17 protein-coding genes and 2 tRNA genes are annotated in these 15,689 nt (G+C 60.9%); 17 read left to right on the top strand and 2 right to left on the bottom strand.

Annotated features, from left to right (window positions below; all coding sequences use genetic code 11):
* The 12 genes from AC3WN7_RS01050 to AC3WN7_RS00995 all read left to right on the top strand — a co-directional run.
* On the top strand, positions 1-176 hold a 176-nt coding region (locus tag AC3WN7_RS01050), incomplete at its 5' end, for a FimV/HubP family polar landmark protein (RefSeq protein WP_218276781.1).
* 13 nt (positions 177-189) lie between these two features.
* Positions 190-1,014 carry a tRNA pseudouridine(38-40) synthase TruA gene (gene truA, locus AC3WN7_RS01045; protein WP_095943676.1) on the top strand — a complete coding sequence of 275 codons (825 nt, stop codon included), beginning with the start codon at positions 190-192 and terminating at the stop codon, positions 1,012-1,014.
* 63 nt (positions 1,015-1,077) lie between these two features.
* A complete protein-coding gene (locus AC3WN7_RS01040) occupies positions 1,078-1,704 on the top strand; it encodes a phosphoribosylanthranilate isomerase (protein ID WP_095965299.1) in 627 nt (208 codons plus the stop codon).
* A 191-nt stretch (positions 1,705-1,895) separates the two neighbouring features.
* Positions 1,896-2,816: an acetyl-CoA carboxylase, carboxyltransferase subunit beta gene (gene accD / locus AC3WN7_RS01035; RefSeq protein WP_015095887.1), complete on the top strand. Its 921-nt coding sequence runs from the start codon at positions 1,896-1,898 to the stop codon at positions 2,814-2,816.
* A complete protein-coding gene (gene folC, locus AC3WN7_RS01030; protein ID WP_102675815.1) occupies positions 2,813-4,120 on the top strand; it encodes a bifunctional tetrahydrofolate synthase/dihydrofolate synthase in 1,308 nt (435 codons plus the stop codon). The genes accD and folC overlap by 4 nt, the downstream gene beginning before the upstream one ends.
* Entirely contained in the window at positions 4,104-4,775 is a 672-nt protein-coding gene (locus tag AC3WN7_RS01025) for an SPOR domain-containing protein (RefSeq protein ID WP_102675816.1), read from the top strand. The genes folC and AC3WN7_RS01025 overlap by 17 nt, the downstream gene beginning before the upstream one ends.
* A gap of 98 nt (positions 4,776-4,873) precedes the next feature.
* Positions 4,874-5,434, top strand: a complete 561-nt coding sequence (locus AC3WN7_RS01020; protein ID WP_007975669.1) for a CvpA family protein — start codon at positions 4,874-4,876, stop codon at positions 5,432-5,434.
* Between the two features lie 41 nt (positions 5,435-5,475).
* Positions 5,476-6,981 carry an amidophosphoribosyltransferase gene (purF, locus tag AC3WN7_RS01015; RefSeq protein ID WP_007975670.1) on the top strand — a complete coding sequence of 502 codons (1,506 nt, stop codon included), beginning with the start codon at positions 5,476-5,478 and terminating at the stop codon, positions 6,979-6,981.
* A 73-nt stretch (positions 6,982-7,054) separates the two neighbouring features.
* Entirely contained in the window at positions 7,055-8,266 is a 1,212-nt protein-coding gene (locus AC3WN7_RS01010; protein ID WP_007975671.1) for an O-succinylhomoserine sulfhydrylase, read from the top strand.
* A complete protein-coding gene (locus AC3WN7_RS01005; RefSeq protein WP_102675817.1) occupies positions 8,263-9,039 on the top strand; it encodes an SDR family oxidoreductase in 777 nt (258 codons plus the stop codon). The genes AC3WN7_RS01010 and AC3WN7_RS01005 overlap by 4 nt, the downstream gene beginning before the upstream one ends.
* A gap of 183 nt (positions 9,040-9,222) precedes the next feature.
* Positions 9,223-9,298: transfer RNA gene (locus tag AC3WN7_RS01000), tRNA-Val, on the top strand.
* 53 nt (positions 9,299-9,351) lie between these two features.
* Positions 9,352-9,428: transfer RNA gene (locus AC3WN7_RS00995), tRNA-Asp, on the top strand.
* Between the two features lie 190 nt (positions 9,429-9,618).
* Here the strand turns inward: AC3WN7_RS00995 and AC3WN7_RS00990 are convergent.
* Positions 9,619-10,752: a catalase family protein gene (locus AC3WN7_RS00990; RefSeq protein ID WP_102673313.1), complete on the bottom strand. Its 1,134-nt coding sequence runs from the start codon at positions 10,750-10,752 to the stop codon at positions 9,619-9,621.
* 28 nt (positions 10,753-10,780) lie between these two features.
* The gene (locus AC3WN7_RS00985) at positions 10,781-12,583 is read right to left on the bottom strand and encodes a di-heme-cytochrome C peroxidase (protein ID WP_102673341.1); all 1,803 of its coding nucleotides are present in this window, start codon (positions 12,581-12,583) and stop codon (positions 10,781-10,783) included.
* A gap of 267 nt (positions 12,584-12,850) precedes the next feature.
* On the opposite strand from AC3WN7_RS00985, the gene bamJ reads away from it, so the two are divergent.
* The 5 genes from bamJ (at position 12,851) to AC3WN7_RS00960 (ending at position 15,547) form a co-directional block, all read left to right on the top strand.
* Positions 12,851-13,567, top strand: a complete 717-nt coding sequence (gene bamJ, locus AC3WN7_RS00980) for a BamJ family beta-barrel-assembly machinery protein (RefSeq protein ID WP_015096142.1) — start codon at positions 12,851-12,853, stop codon at positions 13,565-13,567.
* 292 nt (positions 13,568-13,859) lie between these two features.
* On the top strand, positions 13,860-14,315 hold the full coding sequence (locus tag AC3WN7_RS00975) for a YkvA family protein (protein ID WP_102673312.1): 456 nt from the start codon (positions 13,860-13,862) through the stop codon (positions 14,313-14,315).
* 114 nt (positions 14,316-14,429) lie between these two features.
* Entirely contained in the window at positions 14,430-14,771 is a 342-nt protein-coding gene (locus AC3WN7_RS00970; protein WP_007974980.1) for a helix-turn-helix domain-containing protein, read from the top strand.
* Complete coding sequence (locus AC3WN7_RS00965) at positions 14,768-15,139, top strand: hypothetical protein (RefSeq protein ID WP_003223109.1); 372 nt, start codon at positions 14,768-14,770, stop codon at positions 15,137-15,139. The genes AC3WN7_RS00970 and AC3WN7_RS00965 overlap by 4 nt, the downstream gene beginning before the upstream one ends.
* Complete coding sequence (locus AC3WN7_RS00960; protein WP_102673311.1) at positions 15,140-15,547, top strand: hypothetical protein; 408 nt, start codon at positions 15,140-15,142, stop codon at positions 15,545-15,547.
* Positions 15,548-15,689 lie beyond the last annotated feature (142 nt).

Below are 15,689 nucleotides of genomic sequence, written 5' to 3'. Positions count from 1 at the left end.
AAGCCGCTACCAAGCTCGATCTGGCCCAGGCCTATATCGACATGGGAGACAGCGACGGTGCCCGCGAAGAGGCCGGAACAGTCAAAGGAGATCTCTCTGGTATCCCCGCCCGGCGGCCTTATAATGCCCGCCTTTGGTACATCATCAGGCTGTCCCTCCTTGGCAAATATAGATAACCCGGCCGCCGAAATGGCAGCCGACGGCTTTTTCCGGATCGCGCTGGGAGTCGAATACAAAGGCTCGCGCTACCGTGGCTGGCAGCGCCAGGCGTCCGGGGTGCTCACTGTGCAGGAAACCCTCGAAAACGCCTTGTCCAAAGTCGCCGATTCACCCGTCTCGCTGATGTGCGCCGGGCGTACCGACGCCGGGGTGCATGCCTGCGGGCAGGTGGTGCATTTCGATACCCAGGTCGAGCGTTCGATGAAGGCCTGGACCATGGGCGCCAACATCAACTTGCCCCACGACGTCAGTGTCAGTTGGGCCAAGGTCATGCCGGCGCATTTCCATGCGCGGTTCAAGGCGATTGCCCGGCGTTATCGCTACGTGATCTACAACGATCAGATCCGCCCCGCGCACCTGAACGAAGAAGTGACCTGGAACCACCGTCCGCTGGACGTCGAGCGCATGGCCGAGGCCGCTCAATACCTGCTTGGAACCCATGATTTCAGCGCTTTCCGTGCCGGCCAGTGCCAGGCCAAGTCGCCGATCAAGGAGCTGCATCACCTGCGCGTCACCCGCCACGGCAAGATGATCGTGCTGGACATTCGCGCCAGCGCCTTCCTGCACCACATGGTGCGCAACATCGCCGGTGTGCTGATGACCATTGGCGCCGGTGAGCGTCCGGTGGAGTGGATGAAAGAGGTGCTGGAGAGCCGGATTCGCCGGACCGGTGGCGTGACGGCGCATCCATTCGGCTTGTATCTGGTGCAGGTCGAGTACCGTGACGAGTTCCAATTGCCAGAACGTTACATCGGTCCACACTTCCTGACCGGCTTCTCCGAACTTGGCGGCTGACGCCCTCGAATGCTTTTGTTACCATCCGGGACTTTCCCGGATTTGTCTTGGAGTTGTGTCGACATGTCAGCCGTTCGCAGCAAGATCTGTGGGATTACCCGCATAGAGGATGCGTTGGCAGCCGTCGAGGCCGGGGCGGATGCCATCGGCTTCGTGTTCTATGCCAAAAGCCCCCGTGCGGTGACGTTCCAGCAGGCGCGCTCGATCATCCAGGCGCTGCCGCCGTTCGTGACCACCGTGGGCCTGTTCGTCAATGCGAGCCGTTGCGAACTGGGTGAACTCCTCGACGCAGTGCCCCTGGACCTGCTGCAATTTCACGGCGATGAAAGCGCGGCGGATTGCGAAGGCTGGCACCGTCCGTACATCAAGGCGCTGCGGGTCAAGGCCGGTGATGACATCGCCGCGGCCTGTGATGCGTATGCCAGTGCCAGCGGTATCCTGCTCGATACCTATGTCGAAGGCGTTCCCGGAGGAACCGGTGAGGCGTTTGACTGGTCACTGATACCGCAAGGCTTGAGCAAACCGATCATTCTGGCCGGCGGCCTGACGCCGGATAACGTCGCCGAAGCCATTGCCCGCGTCCGGCCTTATGCCGTGGATGTCAGCGGCGGGGTAGAGGCGAGCAAGGGCATCAAGGATCACGCAAAGGTTCAGGCATTTATCAAGGCGGTACGCGGTAGCACCTGTTGATGTGACGGCTGGCAGACTGCCGCCGTCCACTGCACTGTACAAAACGGCTGAGGGTCATGGGGTGGTACGCAGGTCACGTTTCGCTGATCCGGCCATTCACTGATCATCGCCGCACACATGAATTTAGCGCTAGGGCATACACGGGGCTGCGAACCAGAGCGTTCGGGCCGCCGGTACTGGAGAAAGAAAGCATGAGCAACTGGTTAGTAGACAAACTGATCCCTTCGATCATGCGTTCCGAGGTCAAGAAGAGCTCGGTGCCTGAAGGTCTTTGGCACAAATGCCCGTCTTGCGAGGCTGTGCTGTATCGTCCGGAGTTGGAAAAGACCCTGGACGTTTGCCCCAAGTGCAACCATCACATGCGTATCGGCGCCCGCGCCCGTATCGACATCTTCCTCGACGTTGAAGGCCGTACTGAACTGGGTGCAGACCTGGAGCCGGTTGACCGTCTGAAGTTCCGCGACGGCAAGAAGTACAAGGACCGCCTGACCGCTGCACAAAAGCAGACCGGCGAAAAAGATGCGCTGGTTTCGATGAGCGGCACGTTGCTGGGCATGCCGATCGTGGTTTCGGCGTTCGAGTTTTCCTTCATGGGTGGTTCGATGGGCGCCATCGTCGGTGAGCGTTTTGTTCGCGCCGCCAACTACGCCCTGGAAAAACGTTGCCCGATGGTCTGTTTCTCGGCTTCCGGCGGTGCGCGGATGCAGGAAGCGCTGATTTCCCTGATGCAGATGGCCAAGACCTCTGCGGTGCTGGCGCGTCTGCGTGAAGAAGGCATCCCGTTCATCTCCGTGCTGACCGATCCGGTCTACGGCGGCGTTTCCGCCAGCCTGGCGATGCTGGGCGACGTGATTGTCGGCGAGCCGAAGGCGCTGATCGGTTTTGCCGGTCCGCGTGTGATCGAGCAGACCGTGCGTGAAAAACTGCCGGAAGGCTTCCAGCGCAGCGAGTTCCTGCTGGAGCACGGTGCCATCGACATGATCATCGACCGTCAGGAGCTGCGTCCGCGCCTGGGTAACCTGCTGGCGCAAATGATGGGCCTGCCGACGCCGAAGTTCGTGGCTGCACCCATCGTTCCAATCGTGGTTCCACCGGTACCTGCCAGCCTATGACCCAACGTACCCTTGGCGAATGGCTCGCCTACCTCGAACAGTTGCACCCTTCGGCCATCGACATGGGGCTGGAGCGATCGCAGCAGGTAGCGTCCCGCATGGGACTGGGCAAGCCGGCGCCACGGGTGATTACGGTCACCGGGACCAACGGCAAGGGTTCCACCTGCGCGTTCGTCGCGTCCTTGCTGCGGGCCCAGGGCTTGAAAGTGGGGGTTTACAACTCCCCGCACCTGCTGCGCTACAACGAGCGGGTAACGGTCAACGGCGTCGAAGCCACTGACGCCGAGCTGTGCGAGGCCTTTGCTGCGGTAGAGGCCGGACGTGGCGACACTTCTCTGACCTACTTCGAAATGGGCACCCTGGCGGCGTTCTGGCTGTTCCAGCATTCCGGGCTTGATGCGGTGGTGCTGGAAGTCGGTCTGGGCGGTCGTCTGGACACGGTCAACGTGGTGGATGCCGACATGGCGCTGGTCACCAGTATTGGCGTCGATCATGCCGATTACCTGGGTGACACCCGAGAGTCCGTGGCCTTCGAGAAGGCCGGGATATTCCGCCAGGGCGCGCCTGCGCTCTGCGGCGATCTGAATCCTCCACAACCCCTGCTGGACAAGGCGCGCGAGCTCAATTGCCCGTTTTTCCTGCGTGGGCGCGACTTTGATCTCGGCGTGACTGATCACAACTGGCAATGGCGCGGTGTCGATACGCAAGGGCGTGCAGTCGAGCTGCGCGACCTGCCGTTGCTCGATCTGCCGATGGAAAACGCCGCGCTGGCGTTGCAGGCTTACCTGCTGCTTGGCTTGCCTTGGGTGGATGCGCAGATTATCGACGCGCTGCGGGCTACGAAGGTGGTCGGTCGTCTGGATCGCCGCGCGTTCGAGTGGCAGGGCAAGCGTTTGAATTTATTGCTGGATGTGGGGCATAACCCGCATGCGGCGGAGTATCTGGCCGGTCGTCTGGCCAGCCGTCCACCGGTCGGCAAGCGCCTGGCGGTGTTCGGGCTGCTGGCGGACAAGGATCTGGGTGGTGTTGTCGGCGAATTGAATGCTAGTGTCCAGCACTGGGCTGTTGCACCGCTGGATTCACCTCGGGCGCGCCCGGTTGCGGATCTGCACGATGCATTGCAAGGTCTTGGGGCCTCGGTCACGTCGTACGGCAGTGTAGCGGCCGCCCTGGAAGGGCAGTGCGCGCAGGCCACGAGCGACGACGAAATCCTGTTGTTCGGATCATTTTATTGTGTCGCCGAGGCCCTTGAATGGCTGGCCCGGCGCTCCACGGAGGAAGCGGCAAATGGCGTTGCTGGATAAGGCATACAAACAGCGCATGGTTGGCGCCCTGGTGTTGGTCGCGCTGGCGGTTATTTTTCTGCCGATGCTGTTTTCCCGCCAGGACGAACAGCGCCAGGTGACGGTCGAAGCGCCGGCGGCTCCGCAGGCGCCTGCATTGCCCCAGGTGCAGGTCGAACCCGTGGTGGTGCCTGAGCCGCAAGCCTTGCCCCAGGAACCCGTGCCGAGCGATGACGAAATCGCCCAGCAGGAATCGGTTGTGCCCGCTGTGCCGGTGGCTCCGGCACCTGCTGCCAAACCGGTTACGCCGCCGCCTGCGCCTGCGCCTGCGCCAGTCCCGGCGCTGGCCGCCAAACCTGCGACCGCGCCTGCCCAACCCATCACGGCAGCACCCGGCAAGCCGGACACCACGCAAAGCCGTGTCGATGCCAATGGTTTGTCGGTCAGCTGGTCGGTGCAACTGGCGAGCCTGGCGAACCGCGAAAGCGCGGAAAAGCTTCAGAAAACCCTGCGCAGCCAGGGTTACAATGCCTACATCCGGACCGCCGACGGCAAAAACCGGGTGTTTGTCGGGCCGCTGATCGAGCGCGCAGAAGCCGACCGGCTGCGGGATTTGCTGAACCGCCAGCAGAACCTGAAGGGGTTTGTCGTGCGCTTTCAGCCTGAACGTGGCTAAAACTATCGCCCCGATATGAAATGCACTGACAATCGCAGCTTACCGATAAGCATGGGCTCTGCTAAAATGCGCCGCCTTATCCGTCTGTAGGCTGCACTGTGCCATTTACCTGGGTTGACTGGGCGATCGTAGCAATCGTCGCCATCTCCGCATTGATCAGTCTGAGCCGCGGCTTCGTCAAAGAAGCACTGTCGCTGCTGACCTGGATCATCGCAGGAGTCGTTGCCTGGATGTTCGGTGGCTCACTGTCCGAGTACCTCGGCGGGTACATTCAAACGCCATCGGCCCGTATAATCACGGGCTGTGCCATCATGTTTGTCGCCACTTTAATCGTAGGCGCAATGATCAATTATCTTATCGGCGAACTGGTTCGCGTCACCGGGCTCTCCGGGACCGACCGATTCCTCGGCATGGCCTTCGGCGCCGCGCGTGGCGGGTTGCTGGTGGTCATCGCCGTCGGGCTGTTGAGCCTGGGGCCGGTACAGCAGGACGGGTGGTGGAAAGAGTCACAGCTCGTGCCAAAATTTCTATTGGTCGCCGACTGGTCCAAAAACCTGATTCTCGGGTGGAGCAGTCAGTGGCTTGCCAGCGGAATCAGCGTACCCGCTGATATTCCGTTCAAGGAGCAGCTCTTGCCGATGGCCAAAACGCCTCAGTAAGTGTTGTTCAGTTCAGATCCATTAAGTAGGGGTTGCGTCGCATGTGTGGCATCGTCGGTATCGTCGGTAAGTCGAACGTCAATCAGGCGCTGTATGACGCGCTAACCGTGCTCCAGCACCGCGGCCAGGACGCTGCCGGTATCGTGACCAGCCATGATGGCCGGTTGTTCCTGCGCAAGGATAACGGCCTGGTGCGTGACGTGTTCCAGCAGCGTCACATGCAGCGCCTGGTCGGTCACATGGGCATTGGCCATGTGCGTTATCCGACCGCGGGCAGCTCGACGTCGGCTGAAGCTCAACCGTTTTACGTCAACTCGCCTTACGGCATCACCCTGGCGCATAACGGTAACCTGACCAACGTTGAACAACTGGCCAAGGAGATTTACGAATCTGACCTGCGCCACGTCAACACCAGCTCCGATTCGGAAGTGCTGCTCAACGTGTTCGCGCACGAACTGGCCCAGCGCGGCAAGTTGCAGCCGACCGAAGAAGACGTGTTTGCCGCCGTCACCGACGTGCACAACCGTTGCGTCGGTGGTTATGCCGTCGTAGCCATGATCACCGGCTACGGCATCGTCGGTTTCCGCGACCCGCACGGCATCCGCCCGATCGTTTTCGGCCAGCGTCACACCGACGAAGGCGTCGAGTACATGATCGCCTCGGAAAGCGTTTCCCTGGACGTGCTGGGCTTCACCCTGATTCGCGACCTGGCGCCAGGCGAAGCGGTCTACATCACTGAAGAGGGCAAGCTGTACACCCGTCAGTGCGCGACCAACCCGTCCCTGACCCCGTGCATCTTCGAACACGTCTACCTGGCGCGTCCGGACTCGATCATCGACGGTGTGTCGGTCTACAAGGCCCGTCTGCGCATGGGTGAGAAACTGGCCGAGAAGATCCTGCGCGAGCGTCCGGATCACGACATCGACGTGGTCATCCCGATTCCGGACACCAGCCGCACCGCCGCGCTGGAGCTGGCGAACCACCTGGGCGTGAAGTTCCGCGAAGGCTTCGTGAAGAACCGCTACATCGGCCGGACCTTCATCATGCCGGGCCAGGCCGCACGGAAAAAATCCGTACGCCAGAAGCTCAATGCCATCGAACTGGAATTCCGCGGCAAGAACGTGATGCTGGTGGATGACTCCATCGTGCGCGGTACCACGTGCAAGCAGATCATCCAGATGGCCCGCGAAGCCGGCGCCAAGAACGTCTACTTCTGCTCCGCGGCGCCAGCGGTTCGCTACCCGAACGTCTACGGCATCGACATGCCGAGCGCTCACGAGCTGATCGCGCACAACCGTTCGACCCAGGACGTGGCTGACCTGATCGGCGCCGACTGGCTGATCTATCAGGATCTGCCTGACTTGATCGAAGCGGTCGGTGGCGGCAAGATCAAGATCGACAAGTTCGATTGCGCGGTGTTCGATGGCCAGTACGTCACTGGCGACGTCGACGAGGCTTACCTGAACAAGATCGAACAGGCACGCAACGATGCCTCCAAGGTCAAGACGCAGGCAGTCAGCGCGATCATCGATCTGTACAACAACTGAGTTTCTACCGGCCCTGAGGGGCCGGTTTTGTATCCGGCTTTTAAATTACGAGAATAGGGAAAGGAGTGACAGCATGAGTCAGGATTGGGATGCCGGTCGGCTGGACAGCGACCTCGAAGGCGTAGCGTTCGATACCCTGGCCGTACGTGCCGGTCAGCACCGTACGCCGGAAGGCGAACACGGTGATCCGATGTTCTTCACTTCCAGCTATGTATTCCGCACCGCTGCCGACGCAGCCGCGCGTTTTGCCGGGGAAGTACCGGGCAACGTTTACTCGCGCTACACCAACCCGACCGTACGCGCCTTCGAAGAACGCATCGCCGCTCTGGAAAGCGCCGAGCAAGCCGTGGCCACCGCCACCGGCATGGCTGCGATCATGGCCGTGGTGATGAGCCTGTGCAGCGCCGGCGATCACGTATTGGTGTCGCGCAGCGTGTTCGGCTCGACCATCAGCCTGTTCGAAAAGTACTTCAAGCGTTTCGGTATCGAGGTCGATTACGTGGCGCTGGCGGATCTGTCCGGCTGGGACGCGGCGATCAAGCCCAACACCAAACTGCTGTTCGTCGAATCGCCGTCCAACCCGCTGGCCGAGTTGGTCGACATTGCCGAACTGGCGAAAATCGCTCACGCCAAAGGCGCGATGCTGGTGGTCGATAACTGCTTCTGCACCCCGGCCTTGCAGCAGCCGCTGAAAATGGGCGCGGACATCGTCGTGCACTCGGCCACCAAGTTCATCGACGGCCAGGGCCGTTGCATGGGTGGCGTGGTCGCCGGTCGCAGCGAGCAGATGAAAGAAGTGGTTGGCTTCCTGCGTACCGCCGGGCCGACCCTCAGCCCGTTCAACGCCTGGATTTTCCTCAAGGGCCTGGAAACCCTGAACCTGCGGATGAAGGCCCATTGTGCCAACGCCCAGCAACTGGCCGAGTGGCTGGAGCAGCAGGAAGGCATCGAGAAAGTCCATTACGCCGGCCTCAAGAGCCATCCGCAGCACGAGCTGGCCCTGCGCCAGCAGAAGGGTTTCGGTGCTGTGGTCAGTTTTGAGGTGAAGGGTGGCAAAGAGGGCGCCTGGCGCTTTATCGACGCCACGCGCCTGATTTCGATCACCGCCAACCTGGGTGACAGCAAAACCACCATCACGCATCCGAGCACCACGTCCCATGGTCGTCTGGCGCCGCAAGAGCGTGAAGCGGCGGGCATTCGTGACAGCCTGATCCGCATTGCGGTCGGCCTGGAAGACGTGGCGGACCTGCAAGCCGATCTGGCGCGCGGCCTGGCTGCGTTGTGATCGAGTTGTCTGCGCCGACCACCGGCTCCAATGGCCGCGTAGCGCTGGTGACCGGTGCTGCGCGGGGCATAGGCCTGGGGATTTCGGCCTGGCTGATCAGCGAAGGCTGGCAAGTCGTGCTGACGGATCTGGACCGGGAGCGCGGGTCGAAAGTGGCGAAAGTGCTGGGCGACAACGCCTGGTTCATCGCCATGGATGTCGCCAACGAGGGGCAAGTCGCGCTGGGTGTGGCCGAGGTGCTCGGCCAATTCGGGCGCCTGGACGCGCTGGTCTGCAATGCGGCGGTGGCCGATCCGCACAACATCACCCTCGAAAGCCTCGATCTGGCCCACTGGAATCGGGTGTTGGCGGTGAACCTCAGCGGGCCGATGCTGTTGGCCAAGCATTGTGCGCCGTACCTGCGCGCTCACAGCGGCGCCATCGTCAATCTGGCCTCGACCCGCGCCGGGCAGTCGGAACCCGACACAGAGGCCTATGCGGCGAGCAAGGGCGGCTTGTTGGCCCTGACTCACGCATTGGCCATCAGCCTTGGCCCGGAGATCCGGGTCAATGCCGTCAGCCCAGGCTGGATCGATACGCGCGACCCTTCGGTGCGGCGTGCCGAACCCTTGACCGAGGCCGATCATGCCCAGCATCCGGCGGGCAGGGTGGGGACGGTCGAGGATGTGGCGGCGATGGTGGCCTGGCTGCTGTCGAGAAATGCCGGTTTTGTCACCGGCCAGGAATTCGTGGTCGATGGCGGCATGACCAAGAAGATGATCTATGAGCAGTGAAAGGCAGCTTCAAGCTTCAAGCTGCAAGTTAAAGCGTGACGGTGGTGTGCCTGCTATATGCATGCTTGCTTTTACTTGCAGCTCGAAGCTTGCCGCTAAAAGCTGTTTTTGAAAAAAACTTCAATCCTGCTATTGACTTAGGTTCGCTACCTGCGTAAATTTCGCGGCCTCGGAGATGCAAGCGGGTGATTAGCTCAGCTGGGAGAGCGTCTGCCTTACAAGCAGAATGTCGGCGGTTCGATCCCGTCATCACCCACCACTCCCGAGATACTTGCGAAAGCAAGAGGTAGGCTGAAATGCCTCCACCGACGCGCAGCGGTAGTTCAGTCGGTTAGAATACCGGCCTGTCACGCCGGGGGTCGCGGGTTCGAGTCCCGTCCGCTGCGCCATATTCGGTAACCTGGAACACTGAACGCCAGGTCACCACAGAAAGCCCGCCTTGTGCGGGCTTTTTGCTGTCCGGGATTTGGCTTTCCTCGCTCCCTGTAGGAGCGAGCCAGCTCGCGAAGGACGTTAACGATAACGCGTAATTTCAGATGCCCAGCGGCGCCCATGGTTTTTTCGCGAGCAAGCTCGCTCCTACAGTCCGGCATTGCGGGCGTGACGGTAGTCGCTGACAGCTTCATATACAGCTTTGCGCAAGCGATTGATCCCGCCGATGGGGCGGTGTGCCTCGATACCGAACCAGGGATTGAATGACTGGTTGTCGCATTGCAGGTTCAGCGCCGGTGTATCGAAGTCCTGCGCCGGCACCCTGATCTGCGCCACCGTCTCGAAGGGCGCATCGCTTTCGCGCCATTCAATGCTGGTGTCCTCAATCGGCATGTACTTGTTGGCGTCCTGTCGCTGGATTTGCAAGACGAAACACGCGGGTACCCGGTCGGTCGACAACTGTTGATTCAGCGCATTGCGCAGGAAGTTCGGCAACTTGCGGTTTTGTTCCGGCAGGTTGTAGGCCGGGCAACTGCCCGGATCGGGCATGACCCGGAACTTCGCATTGGCCTCACCGAATTTGTAGGGTGAAACCGAAAAGTACGTTGTCCTGGTTGGGCTCGATGGAGCAGGGGACAACGTCGCCAGGGCAATAAACAGGTGGCGAACCTGCCACGAACGCGGATCCCAGCCCGGAAAGAACGCCATCATTTTTTTACCCTCGGCCTGGGCAGCGACGTTCTGACGGTATTCGGCCACGTTACTGACAAAGAAGTTCGGATGGCTGAACATCACAAAGTCCTGTTCGCTTCGCCCCGGCTGATCGCTCAATAGTTGTTTGCCCGCAACATCGAACAGCTTGATCGCCATGCCCCGGGCGTCGCGGATGCTGTCGAACTGCGGGTAGGCATTGCCATTGGACAGGCGCATCGTCGCTTGCCAGGTTTTGCCCGGCTCGCTGAACACGCCCTGGCGCAATTCGCTGGCCAGTTCCGGCAACACCTGGACTTCGGCTTTGACGCAGCCGTGGGCCTTGGCGTGGGCATCGCGCAGGTAGCGGGTGCTTTCGCGGTGCTGATCGACGATGCGCACGGCGGTCTGGATGATGTCCCGGGTCATCGCGGCTTCATTGTCCGCAATCGACTCCTGCGCCGACACCGGTCCGCGCTGCTGCCAGGCAAACCAGGCGGCCAATGCCCAGCCAAGCACGCCGAGAACCAGCAGCCACAGCAACAGCTTGCCGAGGAAGGCGCCCAGGCGCAGCCAGAGTGTAATCAGCATGAGAGCGTCCTTTTGGCTGAGTCCGTGGTCATGGCAATTGCGCTTCCAGCGGGCCGCCCAGCACTTTCAGATACTCCAGCAGTGCCCAACGCTCCTGCGGCTGCAACCAGCGGCCGATCACGCCATTGCCGGGTTTGCCGGCACGGAATTCATGACCACTGTTGTGGTTGCCGGTGATTCGCGTGTCGAACAGGAAACCGTTGGCAAAGGCTTCGGTGCGGTAACCCAGGTGCCTTGGGTCATATTCGAAAGTGCCTTTGTAGAACGTGGTTGCACGCTCATCCTGCGGCGACAGCAATTGATAAAGGCTCGGTACCGAGCCGTTGTGCAGAAACGGCGCTGTCGCCCATACACCCGCCAACGGCCTGGCCTTGTACGAACGCAATTCGCGTACGCCGATTGGCAGGCCGAAACCGTCCATTTCCGGGTGCTCGGCGGGGGTGACATTGGCGTCCCGATAGGCGCGGTCGCGGACAAATGCAGTGACATAGGCCAGCCCCTTGGCTACGGACAGCTTGCTCAGGTCCAGTGGTTCGTCGGGTTTTGGCTCTACATCAAGTTTTTCCAGTTCCGCCTGCTTCCACTGCAGCGCCGTCAGGTCAAAGCGATGGTCGGCGATGTTGTTGGCCGCGCCCGGGTCTGTGCCGATGTCATCCACCGGGAGCATTTTCAGGTGCTGAACGTATCGTCCCTCGCCCTGGGTAGTGCGCGGTACATGACAGCCCGCGCAGTTTTCCGCGAACAGGGTGCGCCCCTTGGCTGCCAGCGGCTTGTCGATGGTGCCCAGCAGGTCTTCCGGCCAGGCCGGAGGCGAGAGTCGTTGCAGGGTTTGTTCGATCAGGTGCAGGTCGCGCACGCGGACACTGGAGGGATAGCGGGCATCGCCCATCAGCGGCTGGCCGTTCTGGTCGAAGAAGTTCAGCGTGGCACCGACGCCCAACGCCTCGCCGATGTTGCGGGCCATCGGTTGTTTCGCCGAGCCGTTCCACTGCACCCATTCGAACGTCCACATGTCCCACAACTGCGGATAATCGACCGGAGCATTGGCCACGCGGTAGTTGTCGGGGGAAATCGCGTCACCGAAGCTGGCGTTGGCAATGCGCCCGAAGGCATCGGTGCGCCCCGGGCCTTCCTCGGTTGGATAGAGCCCGCGATGGGTGTCGTTCCAGGCCACTTTGAGGAATGTATCGAGTGAAGCCTTGAGTTCTTTGCGCAGTTGCTTGTGGCGCGTCTCGTAGTCCTGGCCCAGTACGTTGCGTGCGAAACGTTCGAATTTCCACGGGTTGTAGTAGGTCGAGACCAGGCTGGCGACCAGGGCTTGTCCGAAACTGCCCCCTTTGAGCGTAGGAACGCTGGACGGCAGGACATGCTGCGCCGAACCGCCGTCGATACGCACGGCTTGCCCCTTGAAGCGCAGTTCGCCGGTGTGGCAGGCCGCACAGGTGATATCCAGAAACACATCCGGGCTGTCGGCATTCTGATGCCGGGTAAAGCCTGCGGGGAGGTTGCCGGGGTTGTTCGGCGTCGGTTTCTGGCCGGGGTCCACCAGAAAGCCGAAGCGCGCGAGGTACTCGGGGGCGGCAAAGCGTTGCTGCGAGAAGGGCAGTTCGAGGGCGGTGAACCAGTCATAGCGCAAGCCTTTGACCTGGGTGCCCTGGGGGGTGAAGTAATAAGTCTCTCGGTCGACGGCGCTCCATTGCTCCAGGTAATGCACCTGTTGAGCAGGCGACCAGGCCGGCAATTTCGGGTTGGCGACGTAATAGAGAACCACGGCCAGGGCCAGCCCGAGCAGGACTGTGATGAGAGCCAGCAAGCGTAGGAAGAGGCGCAAGATAAACATCCTTGTCGAATTATCATGCTGTTATGCCCGAGTGCCCAAGGTGCGGCAAGAGGCCATTACGCCAGATTGCAGGTTCAGCAATCAGCCCCTGTCGGAACAAGATGAAAGAAGCTTCATCACTCCAATTGTGAAAAGCGTTAAAACACCTGAACTTATCAATTGATTCCGGCTCTCATGCCGGTAGCCATTGGTCGTGGCGGCCTGATAAGCTCGCGGCTTTACTCGATTGCCCTTTAGGCGCATGAACAAGGAAATAGCATGAAACAGCATCGGTTGGCGGCGGCGGTGGCCCTGGTTGGCCTGGTACTCGCGGGTTGTGATTCGCAGACCAGCGTAGAGCTGAAAACTCCGGCGCAAAAAGCTTCCTACGGCATTGGCCTGAACATGGGCAAGAGCCTGGCTCAGGAAGGCATGGATGACCTGGATTCCAAAGCTGTAGCCCAGGGCATCGAAGACGCCGTCGGCAAGAAAGAGCAGAAGCTCAAGGACGAAGAACTGGTCGAGGCGTTCGCCGCACTGCAAAAACGTGCCGAAGAACGCATGGCCAAGATGAGCGAAGAGTCGGCCGCTGCCGGCAAGAAATTCCTCGAGGAAAACGGCAAGAAAGCCGGCGTGACGACCACTGCTTCGGGCTTGCAGTACGAAGTCGTGCAGAAAGCCGATGGCCCTCAGCCAAAGCCGACTGACGTAGTGACTGTTCACTACACCGGCAAGCTGACCAACGGCACCGTATTCGACAGCTCCGTCGAGCGCGGCAGCCCGATCGATCTGCCGGTCAGCGGTGTGATCCCGGGTTGGGTCGAAGGCCTGCAACTGATGCACGTTGGCGAGAAGTACAAGCTGTACATCCCTGCTGACCTGGCTTACGGCGCCCAGAGCCCGAGCCCGGCGATTCCGGCCAACTCGGTGCTGGTTTTCGACCTGGAACTGATGGCCATCAAGGACCCGGCAAAAGAAGACGCCGCTGCCAAGTAAGCAGCGCCTGCTTCGATAACAACGCCTCGCTCATGCGGGGCGTTGTTGCATCTGGCGTTCGGCAGGGGTAAACAAAACGAACAGACGCTCTAGGCCGGAGTCTTAGGCATAGTAGTGTCGGCGGTAGACGCACAAGGCCGCCAAGTCAATGAAATTATGGGTTTTTTTTGATGAGTAAAAAACGCCCGATCTGAACGCAGGCCTTGTAAAACGGGGCTTGCAGCGATGAAAAGCAGCTCTGTTCACAAGGTTATCCACAATTTGTGTGGATAACATTTCAACGGGAGGAATGATGAAAGCACCCTGGAGTTTCGCTCGTTTCCTGCCACTGGCCGGACGTCTGCTGGCACGCGGTCGATTGCCGACCCTGTTGTTCGCAGTCGCCAGTAAAGGTGCAAGCCAGGGCAATCGACTTGGCAAGATCAAGGACGACCTGAAGCTGTTGCAGGCACTCTGCCTGGCCTACTGGCGTGGCGAGTATCGCGCCATCAGCCCCAAGGCGCTGGTTTCGGTTGTCGCGGGCCTGATGTACTTCCTCAGCCCGTTGGATGCGGTCCCGGACTTCATTCCGCTGTTCGGCATGTTCGACGACATCGCAGTCCTGGCGTGGTTGATGAAAGTACTCGACGACGAGCTCAATGCCTTCCGCGCCTGGCGCAAACGGCAGGTCCCGGAGAAGCTCGCGGTGGTTGAGCGCCTGCCCGATACCCCCGAGCAACTTCAATTGCAAGGCTCGAAAAAACGCTGAGTCGATTTTCACGACTTCATAGATTGATGCCCCCCGCGACCTTGGCCGCTGTTAGGATTACACTTCTAGGGAAAAGTGCCGACTCGCTAAGTGTTGTTGTCCTACGGGGTAGTGATGGATATTCAGATAATTACACGCGAAGGCGAGCCCGAGTATGCGGTTCTGCCATGGGCTCAATATCAGGCGTTATTGAAAGCAGCGGGTATCAAGGAGCAAGCGTCGCCTCAAGCCACGAAGCCTCAGGCGGCGACACCAGACGCGATTCTTCCGGGTCTGGATCAACTACGCAGTTTGCGCGAGGGGAAGGGCATCGCCATCGAGGCGCTGGCCCGCACGGTAGGCATCAGCCCGTCTTACCTGGCCATGATCGAAAGTGGCGAGCGTCTGCCCGACGCCGCGATTCGCCGCAGCCTGGCTTGGGAATTGACGGTGCCAGGATGGAGGGATGAATCGTGAGTGTACGCATCAGCCGTCAACACTGGGACGGATTGCTGGGCGAACTGGATCAGGCGCGGCGCCAGCGCCATCTGTTGACGTATCGGGCATTGCTGGAGCGTTTGCAGTTGCCGACCCCGGCCATGCAGACCCTGACGGCGGCCCTTGAGCATCTGGCGGCTCTGGACGCCAAGGCGGAGCAGCCATTGCGCAGTTCGCTGGTGATCAGTCAGGGCGCCAGCCGTTTGCCGCGCACCGGATTCTTTGAGTGTGTCGAGCGTCTCGGGCGTTTTTCCGGGCCGTCGGACGGCGTTGCTGCCGCGTCCTGGCACGCTTCGGAAGTGGTGCGGGTGTTCGAGTACGAATACCCGGAATCGGCCGAGGCCTGAATGTTTTTGCAACTCAAGGCGCGAGCCGGGTACTGGCTCGCGCGCCGGTTGTTTCACTGGTCGTGGTTTGTTCGCCAGCCGCAGGGCTGGCGCTGGCTCGAAGGCCAGTTTGCACGCATGGCCAACCTGGGCGACGTCGGCGCCCAGAGCTTCTATGGGCACATCCTGACGTTTCGCGGTGTCGGCCTCGGCGCTCGTGAAGAGGGCGCGCGTTTGTTGCGCCTGGCGGCGTTGGCGGGCGATGGCAAGGCGGCTTATCAGGTTGGCGTGATCTGTCTGGCCGGGACGGCGAGCAAGGCGCCGGATCCCCTTGAAGCGGCTCGGTTTTGGGAGATCGCGGCGAAGGCCGGGCATCCGTTGGCGCCGATCAAGTTGCAAGAGCTGGCGTCTCGCGAGTCTGAGCTATAGCCCTGGGCTGGCGGGGGGATGGCTATTTGGGGAGTTGTCCTGCGCCTGTCTGCAAGGCGGCCTGCTCGCGAAGGCTGCTTGTCTTTTGTTGACTGTGTACATATCCGTTTCTTCGGTAACGGCGGCTTATGGTTTCGCCCTT

It is taken from the genome of Pseudomonas sp. FW305-70, assembly GCF_058783925.1.
This window is presented reverse-complemented; position numbering and strand designations above follow the sequence as displayed.